We start from the raw sequence: 20447 nt of genomic DNA, 5'->3' as shown, positions 1-20447 counted from the left end.
CTCTACGGCGCGCAATTGCGTGCACCGCAGTTGTCGTGTCGGCCATCAGCTTTGCCACTGGTAGGCGCCGAAGACCGGGGCGATGACCACGCCCGGCGGTGCCCGCAAAACGTCGGGAATCGCGCGCACGGCTGTCATGGCGACCGCCAGCTGCCCGCCGGACGTGTCGAGGTCGGCGATCGGCTCATTGCCGATGGTCAGATCCAGCTGCAGCGCCGGTGACCCGTCAATACGCACGCGCACCAGGAATTGGTTCTCCCCGGGGACTTGCCAGCCGAGCAGCTCGGTGGACGTCGACCATAATTCTTCGGCGACCAGGACTCGGCTGCCGCGCCGGTAGGCCGTCCACGTCAGCCGCTGGGCGACGACGGTGCCGGCAGGCAATGTCGCACAGCGAACCACTACATCGCTTGTGTGGGTGGTGGTTTCGACCCCGCGCTCGATGCGGTCGATGTCCAGCCCGAGCACATCGGCGGTGGCCGCCAGGGCCTGTTCGTATTGCAGGGACACGGCGCGGAACATGGGCGAGTCGATGGTGATGTCCTCAGGGCGCTTGCCCATTCCCATCAGGTCGACCAGCATGCTGCGCTGCGAGATACCCGAGCAGTCGACGAATTCCTGAACGGTGATCCGATCGACGCGCTGTGACAGTGCGGTAAGGCTGGTGGCCAGGCGCTCGAAGACGTATCCGGGATGCTCGCCCGCCGCGTGGAACCGCACGCCGTTGCGCAGGCAGGCGTCGGTGATCCTGGCACACGCATCCGCGCCATAGGTCGGCAGGTGGTTGTACGACGTGGTCGTGATCACGTTCTTGCCCGACTCGAGCAGGGCCACGACGTCGCCGGTGGTGTCGTCGCCGAACGCCTTACTCGCCGCGTGCAAGACGAGGTCCGCGGGCTGTGCCAGGATTTCGGCCTTGTCGCCGGTGACAAACACTCCTGTCGGGCCACGATTCACGAGGGCTCCGGCATCGACGCCGATTTTGTTTGCGCTGTAAGCGAATACGCCGACAAGCTCAAGTTCGGGGCTGTCGATGACCTCACGCAGCGCAGCGGCGCCGACCGGACCGGTCGCCCACTGAATGACCCGAACGGTCACGGCACCGTCGACGGCTCGATGAGGCCTTCGATCGTGGCATGGAGGACCGACCGGCTCCCGTCCGGCAGCACGCGACGCGCCACAAGGAACTCGCTGCCGACCCAGCCGTGGCGGATGAACTTTCCGAACCGTAGCCGGGTCCCCGGCGCGCCGGTCGCGGCCGGGAGCATCTTGATCTTTTCTAGCGCGTCTTTGACTGCCGGCCCGGTCAACGGCCGCGCGGTAGCCAAGGCGGTCATCATCAGTCGGCCGATGTCGTAGCAGTAGAGGGGAAAGAAGTACTCGGGCCGTCGCCCGTACCGTTCCTCGAACCGGTCGAGGAAATCTTGCGCTGTCGAGTTGCGCTCGTCGTACTGGTCCAGCCCGATCCACCCGGCGAGTTGCTCGCGCCACCACCGGCCCGTCGCCGCAAACTCGAACGCAGTGGTGGTGTAGCGACGCGGCATCCAACCGATGGCTTCCAGTGCGGCGTTCATTCCGATGATGCCCAGGCCGAATCCGACGTGTATGAGGGCATCGGGCTTGTCTGCGGCCAGAGTCGCCATCGCATCCCGATTGTCCGTCTCGACCTGTGGGATGGGCACCTCGGCGGTAATGGTCAACCCAGCATGCTCGCAGGCCACCCGCGTGGTGCGCAGGTATTCGTGTCCGATCAGGGAGTCTTCGAACGCGATGCCCACCGTGCGACAGCCGTCCAGGGCGGCCACGGTGGCCATGATGATGGGTTCCTCTTCCATCGACCCTGCGGGCAGCCCGAACACCCACTCCCCCAGCATGCTTTCGGAGGCGCCCATGGTGATAATCGGCACCTGCGCCAGGTCCTCGACGTACCGGCGCAGCGCGACGCCGTTTTCGGAGACCCATGGACCGAAGATCACAAGGGCGTCTTCCTCGACCAGCTCGTCGAAAGCGTCGCGCACCGAGCGAAAGGAGCCGTTGGGCAGTCCCTGGACCGCACGCACGACGAATTCGATTGGGCGCTCCAGAATTCCGCGCTCCAGATAATCATCGGCGACCAGCTGTAGCGAGGGCAGGACGTTCTCGTCGAAGCTGCCATCGGCGTCGAGATAGTCGATGAGCAGCCCGACACGAGCCGGAGTCAACTTGGCGGCCATGCGAAACCTCCTGTGAAGCGTGCCGTGTCGGCCAGGTCCATAACGCCCGGCCGCGCCGCGGTGACGACGGGAATGGCGTGTACCGCGTGCATGGCCGTGGCCAGACAACCCATTTCGGTGTGGTCCTCACCGTTGGTGCCCAACAACAGGTTGCACCGAAGTGTCGGTGCGCCGTCGAACTCGACCTCGTAGCCTTCGCGCGTCGACCAATCGGGGGCGACGTCGTCGTCGAGCCAGGTGACATGCTCGACAGCGATCGTCACCGGACCGCAGTCGGCGTGCACACCTAGTTTCATGGCAGCGACGGTTCCGGCTGGGATCACTCCGGCAGCGACGTGGAGTTCGGTGTCGGTGACTGCAGTCTCGCGAAACGCTTCGACGGCGGCGACCTTGAGCCCCAGCGCCTTGGCCAGCACGCTGGCCGTGCCGACGAAAGCGCCGCGTGCCCGGTCCGGATTGCTGAGCAGCGCGGCGGTGGACTCCGGCGGCTGGCCGTAGCCCATCACGTCGACCAGCATCTGCCTGCTCGGGTAGCCGGCGTAGGACAGCGCTTCGCGCACCGTGATCCGTCCACAGCGCGCCGACAGCCGAGACAGCACCGGGGCCACGGCCTCCCCCCAGAATCCCGGAAACAGACCGACGCCGAGAAACGAACTTCTGCCCTGCTCGCACGCGGCGGCAATGGCGGCGCCGCGGCCAGGATCGAAAGCGTGAACGTCGATAAAGGAGCTGCCGGTGGCGATCACGTCGATTCCGGCCGCCAATAGCTCAGCGACGTCGGCGAAGCACTCGTCGGGGTACTTCTCCACAGTACCCATATATAGAACGACATCCGGCGCGGCTGAGACGATGTCTGCGCTGACGTCGGTTGCGAGCATGCCTGTCGTTGCGCGGTCAGCCAGCGCTCCCGCGTCACGGCCGGCCTTGGCGGGGTTATAGACCCGCACACCGACCAGGTCCAGACCCGGGGTGTCGATTAGGACGCCAAGCGCCAACCGGCCGGTGGTGCCGGTGGCCCATTGCGCGACCCGTATCGGGGTCACGTCGGCCACGACAGCTGCAGGTCGGGAACGAATCTCAGCGGGGGTCGGTAGCGGACCTCGTAGCCAGGCGCGAGCGTGTATTCCGGTATGCGCCGGTGCCATTCGCGCAACGCGATGCGAAGCTCGCGACGGGCGAGGTGTGAGCCCAAGCAACGGTGTGCCCCACCACCGAACGCCAGGTGCGGATTGCCGCGTCGGTCCAGGTTGACCTCAAGCGGGTCGGAAAATTCGGCCGGGTCGAGGTTGGCCGAACTCAAGTTGACCAGCACGTGGTGCCCCGCGCCCACCTCCTGATCACCGAGTCGGTTGTCCTCGCGAGCCCACCGAACGACGAAGGGCACCGGTGTTTCCCAACGCAGCAGTTCTTCGACAGCTCGATCGATGACATCAGGTTCCGTGGCGATTCGATGGCGCTGCTCGGGATGGCGAGCGAGGTAGGCCCAAAAGCAGGTTAAGGAATCGGTGACAGTGTCAAGACCAGCGGTCAGCAAGACAAAACAGGTGGACAGCGCCTCGTCGCGGGTCAGCCTCTCGCCGTCCGTCTGCTCACTGATGAGCGCAGACAGGATGTCGTCGCAGGGAGATGCCGTGCGCTCGTCGAGTATGTGGTCGAAGTAGGCGTAAACCTCTTGGGCGGTCTCACGCTGGATCGCCGAACGCGCGTCGGCGGTCATCTCGGAGGTTCCGGGATGAAGAAGCCCATCGCGCAGCCGCACCAGCGTGTCGAGCTGTTGCCACGGCAGTCCCATCAGGCCAAGGAACACCGACGAGGGAAACAATTCGGCGAATTCCGCTGTGAAATCGCATGTTCCGCGACCGATAAATCCGTCGATAAAGTGGTTGACCCGTTCGGTGATATCGGCTTCCTGCGCCTGCATGCGCCGGGGCGAAAACAGCGGGTCGAGCACTTTTCGATACCGGCCGTGGTCGGGCGGATCGATACCCAGCGGTATCAGCGGACGCGTGTTGCCCTGCTCAACCAGGTCCGCCGAGGAGAACATCTCAGGGTTCTGCAGGGTCTCGTTGACCAGCTTGCGCGAGCTAACCATGACGCTGCGGCCGAGCCTTAAGGCGCTTTGTTTGACCAACGCGTGATTGCGTGGCTGCGGATCAGCCGCAGACAGCACCGTGGTGCTCTGACCGTTGACGAAGTCGAATCGCGCAACCGGGGCGTCGGCTCGCTTGGTGGCGCTCATACCCAACCCTTCCGACATTTCCGACTCCGACGCAACGTACCTCAGCGTCGCCTCAACCGTCCAGGCATACCTCTAGATGTTTAGGTAGCGACGAGTCCGTCACCGCACGCAGTGATCAGGTCTGGTGCGTGCTACCACCAGGGCCAGCTGATGCCGCTCATCGGGAAGTCGGTCACCGTTGGATGGTCGACGCCGTAGCGCGGAGGCCTACCGCTCAGAGATGATGGTTGAGGTCGACGAGGGTGTCGGCGCGTCCGCCGAGCAGCGATCGGCGCAACCGCGACATGTGGGTGTCCCAATGCGCTTGCGCCCCATCCCCGTCGCCGCCTGCAATGAGGTCCACCAACACCTCGTGGGAACGAACCTGGCGACGCAACGCTGTCGCGGGTTGATCGCGGAGGCGGATACGCGCGTCGACGATCGCCCGTGCGATGACCTCGTTGAGCGTCTCCGTCATCAGGATCAGCGTTTGGTTTCCGGCGAGATACACGAGCTCACTGTGAAAGCGAACCATGGCGTTGGTGGCCGCCAGCGGATCGTTCACGGTGCGCTTCTGTTCGACGATGACCTCGCGCAGCTGGCTCGCCGCGCGCTGATGACTGCGGGAGGTGGCCACCATCCTTGCCGCGGCCGGCTCGATGACGGCGCTGGCATCGAACACATCGGCCAGTGAGACGCTGCGTGACTGCAGCACGAGTGCCGCCGCGCGCGCGGTCATGCGCTGGTCGGGTCGGTGAACCACCACGCCACCGAGAGCCCCACGCATGACAGAGATCAGACCGTCGGCTTCCAGGATCCGCAATGCTTCCCGCAGGGAAGGTCGTGACACGTCGAACCGTTCGAGCAGATCGGCCTCGGTGCCCAGCAAGTCTCCCTCGTCGAGTCCGCCGGTGATGATCAGCCCGCGCATCTCCTCGGCGATCTGCTTGGGCTTGCCCGCCGGCGCACTGTCCGCACTCGGTCGGCCCTTGACCGTTGTTGTCCGTTTCGCCACGTCTCTCCCTCTACCAACCGATCCTGGCCACGCCCAGGACTCGCGCGGCCGATACCCGGTGGTACACCCCAGCGGCATCGAGACGCCCGTCCCCAAATTATCCGACATTTGTCGTCGTCTTCGCTCAGGTCGTCACCATGATTCCGCGCAGTCGGTCACCGAACACGCGGGGGTCTGGCTCGCTTGCAGCCACCTAGGCGGGTTGACTGGACGACATCGTCCATCCGACTGGCGACCGTCAGTCAGATGCGGCTTTACAAACGATACATCTAGAGGTTTAAATGGCGCTAGTCTGCCCGGCCCACGGGCTTGCGTCGAAAAGGCGATAGATATGCGTGAAACTGCCCGATTAGACGCGTATTACGATCCCTACGATTTCACCATCGACGACGACCCCTATCCGGTGTGGAAGCAGCTGCGCGAGCAGGCGCCCCTGTACTACAACGAGAAGTACGGCTTCTACGCGCTGAGCCGCTACACCGACGTCGCCGACGGCCTCTACAACTGGCAGACCTTCCGGTCGGGACGCGGCACGGTCCTCGACATCATCTCCAGCGGAGTGGACGTTCCGCCGGGCCTCGTGCTCTTCGAGGATCCGCCGCTACACGACATGCACCGGCGGATCCTTTCACGGGTGTTCACGCCGAGACGGATGGCAGCTGTAGAACCCATCGCTCGGCAATTCACCGTCGCCGCACTCGATCCGCTTGTCGGCGCCGACGGGTTCGATTTCATCGACAACCTGGGCGCATGGATGCCGATGCGCACCATCGGCGCCCTGCTCGGCATCCCCGAGCACGATCAACCGACGATGCGCGACAACACCGACAAGGCAATTGCACTGAGGTCCGGGGACCCGAAGAATCGGGCGGCAGTTCCGGGGAGGGTGTTCGAGCCACCCAACCTCGGCATGATCGCCGAGTACGTCGACTGGCGCACCAACAATCCCGCCGACGACCTAATGACCGATTTGATCCACGCCGAGGTCGAAGAGGAAGACGGCACCAAGCGCCCACTGACGCGCACCGAGATTCTGACCTACATCAGCACCATCATGGGCGCAGGCAGCGAAACGACCACTCGGCTGATCGGTTTTGCCGGCCAGCTCCTGTCGGACCACCCCGATCAACGCCGTGAGATCGCCGACGACCATTCGCTGATACCCAATGCCGTTGAAGAGGTGCTGCGCTACGAGGCGCCCTCGCCGGTGCAGGCGCGCTACGTCGCATCCGATTCCGAGCACTACGGTCAGACGGTTCCCGAGGGATCGGTATTGCTGCTCATCAACGGATCGGCCAACCGCGACGAGCGCCGCTACCCCGACGCCGACCGCTTCGACATCCACCGGCGGGCAAGCCACCTCAGTTTCGGTCAGGGGCTGCACTTCTGTCTGGGCGCTGCCCTAGCGCGCATGGAGGCCCGGGTCGCCCTTGAAGAGGTTCTCAACCGCTGGCCGGCCTGGGAGGTCGATTACGCCGCAGCAGTCCGTTCACACACCGCCAGCGTGCGGGGTTGGTCGAAGCTTCCGGTCAGGACGTAGCCCTCGCCGAGGGCGTCACTACGAAAGAGACCCGTATGAAATCCAAAGCCGCAGTCCTTCACGGCGTCGGTCAGGACTGGGACGTCACAACCATTGACATCGATCCGCCGCGCGGCGGCGAGGTTCTGGTCAAGATGGTCGTTGCGGGCATCTGCCACTCCGACGACCACTTCGCCACCGGTGACAGCGTGCCCGACGAGAATATGGTCGCCGCCATGACGGCCGCCGGAATGCCCGTCCCCGAATGGTTTCCGCTACTCGGCGGGCACGAAGGAGCCGGCATCGTCGAGGAGGTCGGCCCGGGTGTGACGGCGCTCAAACCCGGGGACCACGTTGCGGTGTCGTTTCTGCCGTCCTGCGGCCGGTGCCGATGGTGCGCGACGGGATCGAGCTTCCTGTGCGATATCGGCGCAAACATGTTCAGCAAGAACATGATCACGGACGGGACACCTCGCCGCCACCTGGGCAGCGAGGACCTGATGGCCCTGATGCAGGTCGGCACCTTTTCCGAGTACGTGGTGGCATCCGAACGGTCTCTGATCAAGGTCCACGACTGGATTCCGCTGGAAGCCGCCTCGCTCGTATCCTGCGGCGTCACAACCGGATTCGGGTCGGGAACCGTCAGTGCGGGCACCAGACCCGGCGACACGGTCGTGGTGATCGGGGTCGGCGGAGTGGGCATGAACGCAGTACAGGGCGCGCGAGCAGCCGGAGCCAAGTACGTCGTAGCCGTGGATCCGGTCGACTTCAAGCGGGACGTCGCCCCCTCCTTCGGCGCGACGCACACCGTCCCCGACGCCGGTGCGGCGTTGGAATTGGTCAATGAGATCACCTGGGGCGCCATGGCTGACGCCGTCATTATCACCGTCGGCGTCGTTGACACGGGCTTGGTACCGCTGGCGATGATGCTGACCCGCAAGGGCGGCACCTGCGTAATCACCGCGATGACACCGATATCCGATATGAACGTGCCGATCATCCTGGCTGACATGGTCAACTCGTGCAAAACCCTCAAAGGCTCGCTGTACGGGGAGATGAACCCGCGGGCAAGCATGCCGATGCTGCTGTCGATGTATGAAGCCGGCGACCTCAAACTCGACGAGCTCATTACGCGCCGATACAAGCTCGACGAAATCAACGATGCGATCAAGCATTTGCGCGATGGACGCAACATCCGCGGTGTCATCGACTTCTCTGCCGCCTGATCCCATCCGCTATGCCGAAGGAGAACCGCATGCCAGAACGTATCGACTTCGATGTCCGGGTTGAGCCGCCGTCCTTGGACCACTATCGGCGCGGGTGGGTGCCCGGACCTGGCGCGGCCTTAGCCGGAATGTGGATCGGCGCTGTGGTCGCCGACGCGTCTGGACAGGAGTACTGGGGATTACGGGGAGCCGATGACTTCCTGGTCGGCATGACCCACGTGGTGTCGCCCATCACCGGATTCAAAAAGCTCAAGAAGACATTCGACCCCGATCCACCCCACTTGTTCGACGAGTACTCGACAATCGACTGGTTCGAGCCGATGGACTATGTCGACAGCGGCATCGGGGTCCAGCTGAACTACTACAGCGGGCGCATCGATCGCGACGCCGACGGTCTTCACTGGTACGACGCGAGCGGGCGGTGGGAGATCCACGGCACGAAGGCCAGCGACATCTTCACGGTCCACGTACCGACACAACAGGGGATCGACGACGAGGTCTACTACCGCCACGAACTGCTCTGGGCCACCGGCAAAGTCGACGGCATGGACGTTTCGGGCTATCTGCATCAGGACTACGCCTACGGTCCGCCCGACATGGTCTACCCCGAACTGCCGATCGCCCGACAGCTGCAGGGCATGTGGGTGTCATGGCTGCACGAGTACGACGACGGTTCCCTGGGCGGCGGCTGCCTATGGCAAGGCCGCGACGGTCTGCCCTTCGGGCCGGGCTATCAGCTCAAGGACGGGATCACCACGGCCCATGATGACGTCATCGCCACACCGATCTTCGATGGCATCGGCAAGTTGACAACACTGGACGTGTCCATCGGCGACGATACGTACTCGTTCGCTTTTGACACCGCCGGGAGCTTCATCCACTTCTTCGGTCGCCTGACCGACAGCTCGACGGGTAAGCAACCGGCCCGCAGTTGGTGCTGGGTCGAGTACGCCGCGGGCATGCTGACACCGGAGATCCTCGACCTCATGATGCAGCGCTTCCGGCTCGCTCGCGGCCGCTGACAGGCAGCAGCGTCACTCAATCTTGGTCAGGCGGAACGGCATTTCGATGACGAGTGGCTTGTTGATGCCGCAGCCGCCGCTGACCCCGACGGTGCGGTCCCAGCCGGAGAAGGTCGTCACGGCGGCAAAGCTTGGCGCGCCGCTCAGGTCCGGAGAGAAATAGAGCAACTGTTCTGCAGGCGCGGCCGTACCGTCCTTGCACGGCTCCCAGCCCTCGAGGTGGCGGCGCACGTGCCACAACCCGGCCGCTTCACAGTTCATCGGAGCGGTCCATCCCTGGCTGCTGATGACCTGCCCGGCGCAGTTGGGAAACGCCTCGGTGCACGACGAGGTGACTGTCCAGGTGCTCGTCACCGTCGCTTCGTCGCGATACACCTGGTTGGTCTGCGCCCACACCCCGTCCGAGACGGCGGCGAAGGTTCCGTTCGGCGTGGGATCACAATAGGCCGCACCGGCCGGCGGGGCCGTGCCCAACGCCCCGATGATTCCCGAGGCCAGCAAGACCACAGCCGACGTTGCGCGGCTTGCCGATGGGCGCGTTGGCGCGCGTGGCTTGTTTTTCACGTGTGCTCCGTCAGGATCAGGTCTTTCCATGTCTTGGTGGCTCCCGGGGCGACCAAGTCGGACTGTTGATAGGTCAATCCGTCTGGTGTGACGTATCTGCCGGTGGCCGGGTCGTACTGCGCGAAGGCCAGCGATGGGCCCGGCACAGATCGGTTGCCGCTGAAAGCACTTGGCGCGGCGGGCACACCGCCGCCGATGTCCAGCGGCGGAGGTACCGCAGCCGGGGGCGGTCCAGGCGCCTCGGGCGGAACGCTCGCGCCGCTGTCTGAAGCTGCCGCGGGCACCGGTGGTTCACCCGCGGGCACTGGTGGCCCCGGAAGCGGACTGCGCGGCGTGCCCTCGACTGGAGCGTAGAGGTGATCGTCGCCGTTGATGCGATCATCGAGCGGCACGCCTTGTGCGATCAGGTTCGGGTCAAGCGGGTAGGGGCCCAGTAAGTGTTGACGCATGGCCAGCGGCTGATAGGGCTTGTCGTTATTGCAGATCTCGACGGTTGGCGCGCGCTTGCCGGGTTGGCCGATACACGGGTAGTTGCGCGCCCCGCGCACGGCGATCGGAGAATCCTGCGGCAACTTGCAGTACAGACCGTCAGGAGTGTCGACCTCGGTGGTGTCTTCGGGGGATCGCCACTGGTTGGGCGGCAGGAATCCGGCTGTGCACGAGGGGGGATCGCCCTCGGTGATGGCGAAGTCGCCCTGCCCGATGCCTGTCGGATTGTGGTCGGGGGCAGCCGACAGGATATTGGCGACGAAGGGCGGCAACAGGACCAGCACCTGCTCGAGGCTCGGGCGATAGGTCACCGCGACCTGGCCGATGGTCGTCAGATTCGCCAGCAGTACCGGCAATGTGGGTTTGATCTGGTCGAGCAGGCTCGACGCCTCGTTGGCGGCGCCGGGTGCGTCGCGCAGCACCGTGCGCACCTGCGGGTCGTTGGTCACCAGCTGTCCAGTGATGCCGGCCAGGCTGCGCGTCCACGTCCGGATCGCATCGGTGGTGTCGGCCTGCGAATCCAGCAGTGGCACTGCGTCTTGCACCAAGGTTCGTGTGCGGTCGCTGGCGCCGTTGAGGTCACTGGTAAACCTGGCCGACGAATCAATGAGCGACCCGAGGTCGTAACCGGCCCCGTTGAATGCGCGAAACGATTCGTCGAGTAACTCGCCGAGTTTGTCCTTGGGGATGCTGCCGATGAGCGAACTCGTCTGATCCAGTAGCGGTCCGACGGCCTGTGGGATCGTCGTGTCGGTCATGGCGATGAGCGAACCGTCACGCAGGTACGGCGGCGAGTCGGAACGGGGCCGAAGATCGACATACTGTTCGCCCACCGCGGAGACGCTGCGCACATCGGCCTGCACGTCAGCCGGAATCAGGGGCGAGGAATTCAAAGACAGCGTCGCTTTCGCACCCTCGCGCGTCAACCGCACCGCGGTGACCTTGCCGATCTGCACGCCGCGGTAGGTGACGTTGGAAAACCGATACAGGCCACCGGTGCTGGGCAACTCCAGCGTGACAGTGATGCGGCCCACGCCAAGCAAGGTGGGTGCCTGCAGGTAGTTGAAAACCATGACGAGCACGCCGACGATCGAAGCGATCGTGAAGACCACCAATTGGATTCGGACGAAACGCGTGAGCATCTAACGACCACCTTTGTCCATGGGCGGGAAGTCAGGAGGTGTCATGACGTTGTTGAACGGCGGCAGCGGTACGGCTTCGGCGGGATACGGGACGGGCGCCGTTGGCAGGCCCGACCCCAATGGCACGCTGGGTGGTGGAGCGGTGGGAGGGGGCACGGGTCCCCCCGGTGTGATCACAGGCGGGCCCGCCGGTGGTGGCGGCGGCGGCACTTCACTTCCAGCCGGTGGAACCGACAACGGAAGACCGAGTGGATTCTTGGTGTAGTACCAGTCGTAGCCCGGATCCCCCGGCGCCGGTACCAGCTCGGCCCCGTCGACACCCCAGCGGGTGCCCAGGAACGCTGTTCTCTTCAGGCGCGGCACCGTGATGTCGCCAACGGCAAAGAGATTCATATAGTCGCCCTTTAATCCGCGATCAATGATGTTCTGGCCGTACGGGAAAACCGTCGCGTACACCAGTGCGTCGTCGATTCCCGGTCCGACATCTGCGAGCGCGCGAATCGTTGGCTCCAGGTTCTGCAGGTTCTTGACCAGGTCGGCCTGCGTGTCGTCAATCACCCCGGTCGCGGTATCGCTGAATACGCGCAACTTCTCGAGGGCGGTAATGATGCGCGGCGTCTCGGCGTTGAGCACGTCCAGCGCGGGCGGTATCGCGCGCAGCGCCTCGCTGATTACATCGCGCTGCCCAGCCAGGGTGCCGGCCAACCTATTCAGCTGTTGGATCGAGGCGATGATGTCGCCTCGCTGGCGGTCCAGAACTCCCACGAAGGTGTCCAGCCGAGTGATCAGATCACGCACGGCATCTTGGCGTCCCGACAATGCGGCGTTGAAGTTGTGAATGATGTCGCCGATCTGGCCCAGACCACCGGTATTGATCACCGCGGATAACGACGACAGGGTCTGCTCGGTCGAGGGATAGGTCGACGATTTGTTCAGCGGCATCGTGGCACCGGCTTCGAGCCGTCCGGCCGGCCGCTCACCGGGAGGCGGATCCAACGCCAGATGCATTGATCCCAGCAGGCTGGTCTGCCCGACAGTGGCGACCGCGTTGGCGGGCACGACGGTGCCCGGCTGCACCCATACCTCGACGTTGGCGTGCCAGTGTTGCACCTTCATCTTGCCGACGCTGCCGACCACGACGTCATCAATCATGACCGGTGAATTGGATTCCAGTGTGCCGACATTGGCGATTTCAACGTGGTAGACGTTGGCGCCAGGGCCGCGTCCCACCGTGCCGGGCAGTGGAAGCGAGTTCACGCCCTGGAATGCACAACCGCTGGCCGTGAGCACCGCGCAGGTGCCGACAACGAGCACTGCACGGAGCCGATGCCGCCCGGTCATGATGGTGGCGCCCCGTCGCTCGGTGCCGGCCCGGGCGGTCCGGCCGGTGCCGGTGCAGCGGGCGGCGACGGGGGCAGCAGCAAGTTCTCCACGCTTGGCGGCGCGGGCGGCGGCGCCCCAGGATAGACCGCCGGTGACGGGAATGCGGGCAACGGCGTATTCAGACCGGGCGGCGGTACGGGTTGGTTCCACCCGGGCGGAGGTGGCACGTCGCCGTTCAGCCCGGTGTATGCCGAAAATGCCGGCGGCGACTCCGGCGACTCCGGTGGCCCCGGTGGTGCGCCGGCGTCGCCCGGCGCCAGGTTCGGGTCGGTGTAGATGAGGTTGCGTGGGGCCGGCGACAGATAGGGGTTAATCGGAATTGGCAGGTTGTTGAAGTTGAGCAGCCGCAGCGCGGGACCGAGGTATTGAGCACACAGCTTCGCCGTCTCCGGCGCGGTGGTGTTCTTGACCGCGCCGACTGCAGAGCAGAAGAAATGTAGGGGGTTCGAGAAGTTCGTCAACGACACCGATCCCAGGATCGTTCCGGTGTCCGCGTTGTAGTCGGCGTAACCATTGGAGATCGCGGGTCCCGCGACGTGCAGCAGCTGTTCGAGGTCGTTGCGGTGTTCGGCGAGGTTTGTGGTGACGTTGGCCAATCGCTGAACCTGTTCGCTTGTCTTGTCTCGGGTTTCGGCGATGAAGCGCTGGACTTCGCCGACAGCTGTCGACAGGTTGGTCAGCGCGGCGTCGAGGTCGGATCGGTTGTTGTCGACCACGCTCGTCAACGTCGCGAAGTGGTCTTGGAATTGCACGATTTGTTGGTTGCTGTCGCGAAGCGCGGTGACAAACACCTGCAGATTGTTGATGGTGTCGACGATGTTTCCGCTGCCGTCGGCCAGAATCCGGCCCACGCCCGACAGTTGGGACAGCGTCTGTCGCAGCTTGTCGCCGTTGCCGGCCAGCGCGCTGGCGGCGCTGTCGATAAACCGCGCTACCGACGGGGTCGACACGTCGCTGCTGGGTCCCAAATCAGTTGCCAGTCGCATCAATTGGGCCTTGACCTCGTCCCACTCCACCGGTACTGCGGTGCGTTCGATGGGAATGACACCGCCGTCGGGCATCGTGGGGCCACCCGACCCGGGGCCGCTGGACCGATGGGCGGGGGTGAGCTCGACGTAGCGCGCCGCAACGAGATTCGCGGCGACAATCACTGCTTGGGCGTCGGCGGGGATGAGCACGCCGCGGTCGACATTCATCACCAGCTTCACACGGTTGGTCTGCGGCTGGATTGATGCGATGTGGCCGACTTTGACTCCCGCAACCCGTACCTGGTCGCCGGGATAGATCGCGGTCGCGGCGGCGAAGTAGGCGCTGATCGTCGTCGGGCGGAATACCGTTTCACGTACCAGGAATACCGACGCAGCGCTGATTAGCCCGACCAACACCGCCGCGACGGCGAGAACAAACCTGTTGCGCGGCATCAGTTTCCCCCGCGTTCGTGAGGTTGCGGGATCCCGTTGTATGGGAACGGTATCTCCGCACGGGGCCCGGCGTTGTCGGGTGGTTGTCCAGCGTCCACGCCCCGGCGGAATCCGAATGCGTAGTCCAGGAATGGCTGCAGCAGTTGGGGCATACCGATATTGGCGATCATGGCTTGGTAATAGGGTCCGCTGGAAACGATCTCACCGGTGGTGAGCATGTACTTGGACAATCCGGGCAGGGCTTTGGCGATGTTGTCGCGGTTCTTTTCCAGCACCGCGGTCACCGCGTTGAGTTTGTCCAGCGTGGGCGCCAGCTTTGCTTGGTTGTCGTGCACCAACCCTGATAGCTGCTTGGCGACCGCGGAGGTGTTGCCCAGCAGCTCGACGATCGCCTGGCGCTGCTGCACGAGAACGTCCAGCAAGAGGCGGCCATCGAGGATCAGGGTGTTGACCTGTTGGCTGCGCTGCGACAAGATCCCGCTGATATCGCGGACGTTCTCGAACAGATCGCCCAGCGTCTGGTTGCGCGCGTTGAGTGCCCGAGATAGGCGGGTCAACCCGTCGAATGTCGGCCCCAACTGAGGTGCGATCGCGTCGATTGTCGCCGACAGTGTGTCCAGCGACTGGTTGAGGGTCTGTGTGTCGGTGCCGGCGATATCGGTTGTGAGGTCACTGACCGCCTCGGTTATCGAGTACGGCGAGGACGTGCGCGACGACGGAATGACCGCGAAGGGAGCCATCCTGCCCGGACCGGCAGGCTTGAGGGTCAGCACCCGTTGGCCGAGCAGCGAACCCGTCTGGATATGGGCGGTGGTGTCGGATCCGAGCCGGGGCGTGGATTTCAGGGAAAACGTCACCAGCGCCTCGCCGTTGTGCAGCGCAACGTCGGAGACTGACCCCACCTCGACGCCCGACAACATCACGTCGTTGCCGGCGGTCAGTCCCCCGGCTTGGGCGAACGACGCCTGGTATCTGATGGCGGTGCCCATCGACAGCAGCTGCTCGGGCCGCAGTCCGACGGCGATGACAAGCAGGATTAAGACGACCCCGAGGAAGCCGGCCCTGATCAGCTTGGTGCCGCGATATTTCAGCATCAGTTGTCGGAGCACCTTCCGGTTTCTTGTCTGAGCCAGGGGAAGACCGCGGTCCGACCCTGAAGGTCAGTCACCCGCAGAGTGACTCCACAGAGGTAATAGTTGAAAAAGCTGCCGTATGCGCCCAGCCGCGCCAGCTTGCGGTAGTTGTTGGGCGCCTTCTGCAATCCTGCGTCGATGTGCTCTTTGTGAAGATCGAGGTTCGGGGCGAGCCGGTTGAGCTCGTTGACCGTGCCCGCCAACGGTGCGCGGGCGTTGGTGAGCAGGTCCGCCAGCGATGCGGTTCCGTTGTCGAGTGATTCGATCGCCTCGCCGATCGCATCCCGGTCGGCGGCGAGGCCGCTGATGAACTGCTGCAGCCGGTCCACAGTGCCCGAGAACTTGTCGCCGTCGGCGGCGAGTGTGCCCGCCGCTATGTTCAAGTTGTCGATCAGCTGTTGAACGACTTGGTCGTTGTCGGCCAGGTCGTTGGTGAACGATGAGGTTTGTGCGAGCAGCGACTGCAGGGGTTCGCCTTGGCCCTGCAGCACCTGCAGCAGCGACTGGGTCAACGCGTTGACGTCCTGCGGATTCAGGCCTTGGGTCACCGGTTTGAGCCCGCTGAGTAGCAGGTCGAGATCAAGTGCCGGCGACGTGCGGTCGATGGAAATCTGCGAGCCGGCCGCCAACGTGCTCGTCGAACCCGGGCCGTCAACCAGTTCGAGATAGCGGTCCCCGACCAGGTTCAGGTAGCGCACGGCAGCCTTGGTGCCGGCGGTGAACACGATGTCACGATCGGCATCGAAGGTCACCAGCACGGAATTGTCTTCGCGCAGCGACACACTCGCGACCGTGCCCACCCGAACGCCCGCTACCCGTACGGAATCTCCGGACTTCAGACTCGACGCGTCGGCGAACACCGCCGAATACGTATTCTCCGAACCCGTTCTGTACTCGCCGAAAACGAAGAAGAGGAAGCCGCTGAGCACCGCCATCACGACCGCGAAGATCCCGAATCTGGGCAGGGCGCCGCACCATATCGACCTCAACCCGGTTGCCCGATCTGTGCGGTGTTGCGCGGCGGTCCGTCGATGGGTCCGAACAACCACGTCTTGAGTGCATCGGAGTTCAGCAGAATGCCCTGGTTCCCGTATTTCGCCGGGTTGATGCCGACATCAGCCACGACGTAGGGCGGCCGCGCCTCGTACGGGATGTTGGGCAGGCCCGCGACGCATTGCGGACCCCCCGTTGCCGCCACTTTGGGTAGGTCGCCGGGATAGCGGTAGCGTTCCTTGCCCAGCACGAAGCCCGCATTCACCATGGCGCCCGGAACCTGCGGCTGTTTGACGTAAGCCGCCAACGTCATGCCGCCCAACATGCAGTACAGGGCCCGGTTGTATTGGTTGGTCAGGTCGGTGGTCGGCACCAGCAGGTGCACGACATCGGTCAACGGTTGTCGGTTGGTGCTCAGCACGTCGTTGCCGATGTCAGCCAACCCGATAGTGCTGACCAGCAACGCGTCCAAGTTGTGCTGTTCGTCGACGATTGTCTGGCTGATGCGGGTGGCGTTGGCGGTAACGGCGAGGAGATCGGGGGCCGCGTCGGCATAAGCGCTCAGGACCGAGGGCGCTACCGCCAGGTCGTGGCTCAAGGCCGGCAGACTCGGTTCCAGCGTCGCCAGAAACGAGTCCAGATCCGATAGCATCTGGCCGATTTCGTGGCCTCGTCCATTGACCGCAGCCGCGATCGCACCAAGGGTCTGGTTGAGCTTTGCGGGATCAATCTTCGACAGCACCGACGTGAGCTTCTCGAACACCGTGTTGATCTCCACCGTCACCTGTTGGGCGGCGAGCACTTGGCCGGGATACATCGTCTTGGGCGACGGCTCAGCAGGCGGGATCAGCTGAACGAACTTCGCGCCGAACACCGTTGTGGAGGCAATACTTACCAGCACGTTTTCCGGAATGAGCGGCAACTGCGACGGATCCATCGCAAGGTGAAGGACCGCACGGCCATCCGGCAATGTCTGCAACGAGGAGACTTTGCCGACCTGAACGCCGCGCAATTGCACCTTGGCGTCCGGGTTCATCACCAACCCGGCGCGCGGCGACAACACCGTCACCGGCACCCCGGGGGTGAAACCACCGCGAAACAGGACCGCCACCAGCGCGACGATCAGCACGAGTACCAATACCGATGCCAGGCCCGCCAGCGGCCGAACGTATCCGGGCATCGTCCTGGCATTTCGTGTCGTTGGCGCGCCGGTGCTCGCGGTCTCCCTGGAGGACTCGAGCCGCGCGACCTCACCCACTTGTCTGCCCACAGCCCTCCACTTCGGTACGCGCCTAGGCGCCATCTGCCGACCTGAGTTACTGCCGCTTCGTCATGCCCGTCCGCCCAACCCTCGCTGGACTCTTTCCATACCTCTAGAGGTATACCGCGCATCGTACGATACTCGCGGCATTCTTGGGTAAGAGATCAGGCTCTTCAAACGCGATTGACCAACGCTCCTCGCCGCCTTCCGACAGCGGCGCCGACGACTTCCTGGGGCGCGCGCCTCCCGCGTGCTTCGACCTTTCGGTGCCAGTCAACACCGTCGACGCCGACGCGTATCAGCGCGTAAATGCTGTTCTCCCTTATGAATAAGGGAGTTCAAAGAGGTTTCGGGCCCGACCGGCCGCCGATGCTCTCCTTCGATATTCGCCATAGCTGGCATCCGTCTAGCTAAATGCCCAATTCTGTCGTCAGCTCCTCCGCGGTACGACCAAGCAATACCGGCGCGTCAGCGATAGATCCAGATGTATCTATACGGTTCTCGCTGCTTGGACGACGCTCTTTTATGTCACGTGTGACACGGCATCTGAGAATGTGTCGCGTGAGTTGAGAACCTAGACCTACTACTACGCCGGCCAGCACATGGTGTTGCGACGACGATGTCGATTTTCCGCCAGTGATGTCGGTGGGTCCGTGTAATTGTTTGAGGCATGCACGAGGACTTCGACCGCTGCTACCGGGCCGTCCAGTCAAAGGACGCCCGGTTTGACGGCTGGTTCGTCACCGCCGTGCTCACTACAAAGATCTACTGCCGGCCCAGCTGTCCGGTGCGTCCGCCGTATGCCCGCAACATGCGGTTCTACCCCACCGCAGCGGCCGCGCAGAAGGCGGGCTTCCGGGCCTGCAAGCGCTGCCGGCCAGATGCGTCACCGGGCTCGCCGGAGTGGAATGTGCGCGGCGATGTCGTAGCCAGGGCTATGCGGCTCATCGCCGACGGCACGGTTGACCGCGAGGGTGTCACCGGATTGGCGGCCCGCGTCGGCTACACGACCCGGCAGCTCGAACGGATGCTGCAGGCAGAGGTAGGCGCGAATCCGCTGGCCCTCGCCAGAGCACAACGAAGCCAGACCGCCCGCGTGCTGATTGAGACGACCGAGCTGCCGTTCGGCGACGTCGCGTTCGCCGCCGGGTTCTCCAGCATCCGCCAGTTCAACGACACGCTCAGGACGGTGTGCGATCTGACGCCGACCGCATTGCGCCAACGGGCGCGAAACAGAATCGGACGCGACGACGCCGGCGCTGCGAGCGCGCTGTCGCTGCGGCTCCCGGTGCGCACACCGTTCGCATACGAGGGGCTGTTCGGCCACTTGGCGGCCAGCGCGGTGCCTGGCGTCGAAGAAGTCCGCGACGGCGCCTTCCGGCGAACGCTGCGGCTGCCGAACGGAAGCGGAATCGTAAGCCTCACACCATATCCCGATCATGTGGAGTGCCAACTGGTCTTGGACGACTTCCGCGATCTGGCCACCGCGATCGCCCGGTGCCGTCGACTGCTTGACCTCGATGCCGATCCCGAGGCCGTCGTCGACGCCCTGAGCGCGGACACAGGCCTCAGCGCACTGATCGCCAAGGCGCCCGGTCAGCGAATACCGCGCACCGTCGACGAACCAGAGTTGGCACTGCGCGTGGTCCTCGGTCAGCAGGTGTCACTCAAGGCTGGCCGCACGCATGCCGGGCGCATCGTCGCCGTCTACGGCCAGCCGGTGGCCGACGTCAACGGCGGTCTCTCCCATGTGTTTCCGGCAGTGGAGCACCTGGCCGAGATCGATCCGGCACACCTGGCATTTCCCAAGTCCAGACAGCGGTCATTGATCGCCCTCATCAAGGCGCTGAGCGAGGGCGATGTGGTGCTGGACGCGGGGTGTGACTGGAACCGCGCCCGCGAGCAGCTCCTGTCGCTGCCCGGCATCGGCCCGTGGACCGCGGAGGTGATCGCCATGAGAGGTCTGGGAGACCCCGACGCGTTCCCGGCCGCTGATCTCGGCGTGCGAGTGGCCGCTGAACACCTGGGCCTGCCAGCCGATCCGCGCCCGCTCACAGAGCACAGCGGACGGTGGCGTCCGTGGCGGTCATACGCCACCCAGCATCTGTGGACGGCCCTTGATCACGCGGTCAACGAATGGCCGCCGAAGGAGAAGTGATGGAATCACTGCAATTTCGCTCGATAGACAGCCCGGTGGGGAAGCTGACCTTGGCCGGCAAGGACGGTCGGCTGATGCACCTGCGGATGGTTGACCAGACGTATGAGCCGAGCCGTGACGGCTGGGAACCCGACGATGCAGCGTTCCCCGAAGCCGTCGATCAACTCGAGGCGTATTTCGCGGGCGAGCGGACCGACTTTGACTTGGAGTTGGATCTGGTTGGCACAGCCTTCCAGCGTCGGGTCTGGGAGGCGCTGCTGACGATCCCGTACGGGGAGACACGGTCTTACGGCGAGATTGCCCTGCAGATCGGGTCCGCCGGTGCATTTCGCGCTGTTGGGTTGGCGAATGGCCACAATCCGATTGGCATCATCGTGCCGTGCCATCGGGTGATCGGTTCCAATGGCAGCCTGACCGGATACGGCGGCGGGCTCGATCGAAAAAGGGCTTTGCTTGAATTGGAGAAAAAGCGTACGGCGCCCGCGCTATTCGACTGAAAGGCAATAAAAATGCCTCTGCCCTCCAATCGAAATTGGAGGGCAGAGGACTTAATTTGTGTTCGGCGGTGTCCTACTTTTCCACCCGGGTTGGGTAGTATCATCGGCGCTGGCAGGCTTAGCTTCCGGGTTCGGGATGGGTCCGGGCGTTTCCCTGTCGCTGTTACCGCCGTAACTTTATTCACTCGTTTTT

Annotated in this window: 17 protein-coding genes and 1 rRNA gene; 5 read left to right on the top strand and 13 right to left on the bottom strand. The window is 64.2% G+C overall.

The annotated features are described in order from the left end of the window. Positions 1-45: 45 nt before the first annotated feature. The 5 genes from VFH65_RS17420 to VFH65_RS17400 form a co-directional block, all read right to left on the bottom strand. Positions 46-1098, bottom strand: coding sequence for a dihydrodipicolinate synthase (locus VFH65_RS17420; RefSeq protein ID WP_353323115.1), 1053 nt, complete (start codon positions 1096-1098; stop codon positions 46-48). Next, entirely contained in the window at positions 1095-2213 is a 1119-nt protein-coding gene (locus tag VFH65_RS17415; protein WP_353323114.1) for an ABC transporter substrate-binding protein, read from the bottom strand. Before VFH65_RS17415 ends, VFH65_RS17420 begins: the two co-directional genes overlap by 4 nt. After that, a complete protein-coding gene (locus tag VFH65_RS17410; protein ID WP_353323113.1) occupies positions 2198-3265 on the bottom strand; it encodes a dihydrodipicolinate reductase in 1068 nt (355 codons plus the stop codon). Before VFH65_RS17410 ends, VFH65_RS17415 begins: the two co-directional genes overlap by 16 nt. Continuing rightward, entirely contained in the window at positions 3253-4452 is a 1200-nt protein-coding gene (locus VFH65_RS17405; RefSeq protein ID WP_353323112.1) for a cytochrome P450, read from the bottom strand. Before VFH65_RS17405 ends, VFH65_RS17410 begins: the two co-directional genes overlap by 13 nt. A gap of 214 nt (positions 4453-4666) precedes the next feature. Further along, positions 4667-5446 (bottom strand): FadR/GntR family transcriptional regulator, encoded by a 780-nt coding sequence (locus VFH65_RS17400; RefSeq protein ID WP_353323111.1) that lies wholly within the window; start codon positions 5444-5446, stop codon positions 4667-4669. A 331-nt stretch (positions 5447-5777) separates the two neighbouring features. On the opposite strand from VFH65_RS17400, the gene VFH65_RS17395 reads away from it, so the two are divergent. The 3 genes from VFH65_RS17395 to VFH65_RS17385 are packed head-to-tail and all read left to right on the top strand — an operon-like array spanning position 5778 to position 9213. Continuing rightward, positions 5778-6986, top strand: coding sequence for a cytochrome P450 (locus VFH65_RS17395; RefSeq protein ID WP_353323110.1), 1209 nt, complete (start codon positions 5778-5780; stop codon positions 6984-6986). A 35-nt stretch (positions 6987-7021) separates the two neighbouring features. Then, the gene (locus tag VFH65_RS17390) at positions 7022-8191 is read left to right on the top strand and encodes an NDMA-dependent alcohol dehydrogenase (RefSeq protein WP_353323109.1); all 1170 of its coding nucleotides are present in this window, start codon (positions 7022-7024) and stop codon (positions 8189-8191) included. Positions 8192-8220: 29 nt separating this feature from the next. Beyond that, positions 8221-9213: a hypothetical protein gene (locus VFH65_RS17385; RefSeq protein ID WP_353323108.1), complete on the top strand. Its 993-nt coding sequence runs from the start codon at positions 8221-8223 to the stop codon at positions 9211-9213. Between the two features lie 12 nt (positions 9214-9225). On the opposite strand, the gene VFH65_RS17380 is transcribed toward VFH65_RS17385, so the two are convergent. Genes VFH65_RS17380 through VFH65_RS17350 form a run of 7 tightly spaced genes read right to left on the bottom strand, consistent with a single transcriptional unit; the run spans position 9226 to position 17518 of the window. Further along, entirely contained in the window at positions 9226-9777 is a 552-nt protein-coding gene (locus VFH65_RS17380; protein WP_353323107.1) for a hypothetical protein, read from the bottom strand. Beyond that, positions 9774-11408 (bottom strand): MlaD family protein, encoded by a 1635-nt coding sequence (locus tag VFH65_RS17375; RefSeq protein ID WP_353323106.1) that lies wholly within the window; start codon positions 11406-11408, stop codon positions 9774-9776. The genes VFH65_RS17380 and VFH65_RS17375 overlap by 4 nt, the downstream gene beginning before the upstream one ends. Further along, positions 11409-12749, bottom strand: a complete 1341-nt coding sequence (locus VFH65_RS17370; protein WP_353323104.1) for an MCE family protein — start codon at positions 12747-12749, stop codon at positions 11409-11411. It lies immediately after the preceding gene. Next, entirely contained in the window at positions 12746-14212 is a 1467-nt protein-coding gene (locus VFH65_RS17365) for an MCE family protein (RefSeq protein ID WP_353323103.1), read from the bottom strand. The genes VFH65_RS17370 and VFH65_RS17365 overlap by 4 nt, the downstream gene beginning before the upstream one ends. Then, complete coding sequence (locus VFH65_RS17360; protein ID WP_353323102.1) at positions 14212-15306, bottom strand: MCE family protein; 1095 nt, start codon at positions 15304-15306, stop codon at positions 14212-14214. Before VFH65_RS17360 ends, VFH65_RS17365 begins: the two co-directional genes overlap by 1 nt. Next, positions 15306-16334: an MCE family protein gene (locus VFH65_RS17355; RefSeq protein ID WP_353323101.1), complete on the bottom strand. Its 1029-nt coding sequence runs from the start codon at positions 16332-16334 to the stop codon at positions 15306-15308. Before VFH65_RS17355 ends, VFH65_RS17360 begins: the two co-directional genes overlap by 1 nt. Continuing rightward, positions 16331-17518, bottom strand: coding sequence for an MCE family protein (locus VFH65_RS17350; protein ID WP_353323099.1), 1188 nt, complete (start codon positions 17516-17518; stop codon positions 16331-16333). The genes VFH65_RS17355 and VFH65_RS17350 overlap by 4 nt, the downstream gene beginning before the upstream one ends. A 751-nt stretch (positions 17519-18269) precedes the next feature. Between VFH65_RS17350 and VFH65_RS17345 the strand changes: the two genes are divergently transcribed. Both VFH65_RS17345 and VFH65_RS17340 read left to right on the top strand, forming a co-directional pair. Next, positions 18270-19757: a DNA-3-methyladenine glycosylase 2 family protein gene (locus tag VFH65_RS17345; protein ID WP_353323098.1), complete on the top strand. Its 1488-nt coding sequence runs from the start codon at positions 18270-18272 to the stop codon at positions 19755-19757. Then, on the top strand, positions 19757-20254 hold the full coding sequence (locus VFH65_RS17340; protein WP_353323097.1) for a methylated-DNA--[protein]-cysteine S-methyltransferase: 498 nt from the start codon (positions 19757-19759) through the stop codon (positions 20252-20254). Before VFH65_RS17345 ends, VFH65_RS17340 begins: the two co-directional genes overlap by 1 nt. 60 nt (positions 20255-20314) lie before the next feature. Here the strand turns inward: VFH65_RS17340 and rrf are convergent. Continuing rightward, a 5S ribosomal RNA gene (gene rrf, locus VFH65_RS17335) occupies positions 20315-20428 on the bottom strand. Positions 20429-20447: the final 19 nt, after the last annotated feature.

Origin of the sequence: Mycobacterium sp., assembly GCF_035697385.1 — a bacterium.
GTDB lineage: Bacteria > Actinomycetota > Actinomycetes > Mycobacteriales > Mycobacteriaceae > Mycobacterium.
This window is presented reverse-complemented; position numbering and strand designations above follow the sequence as displayed.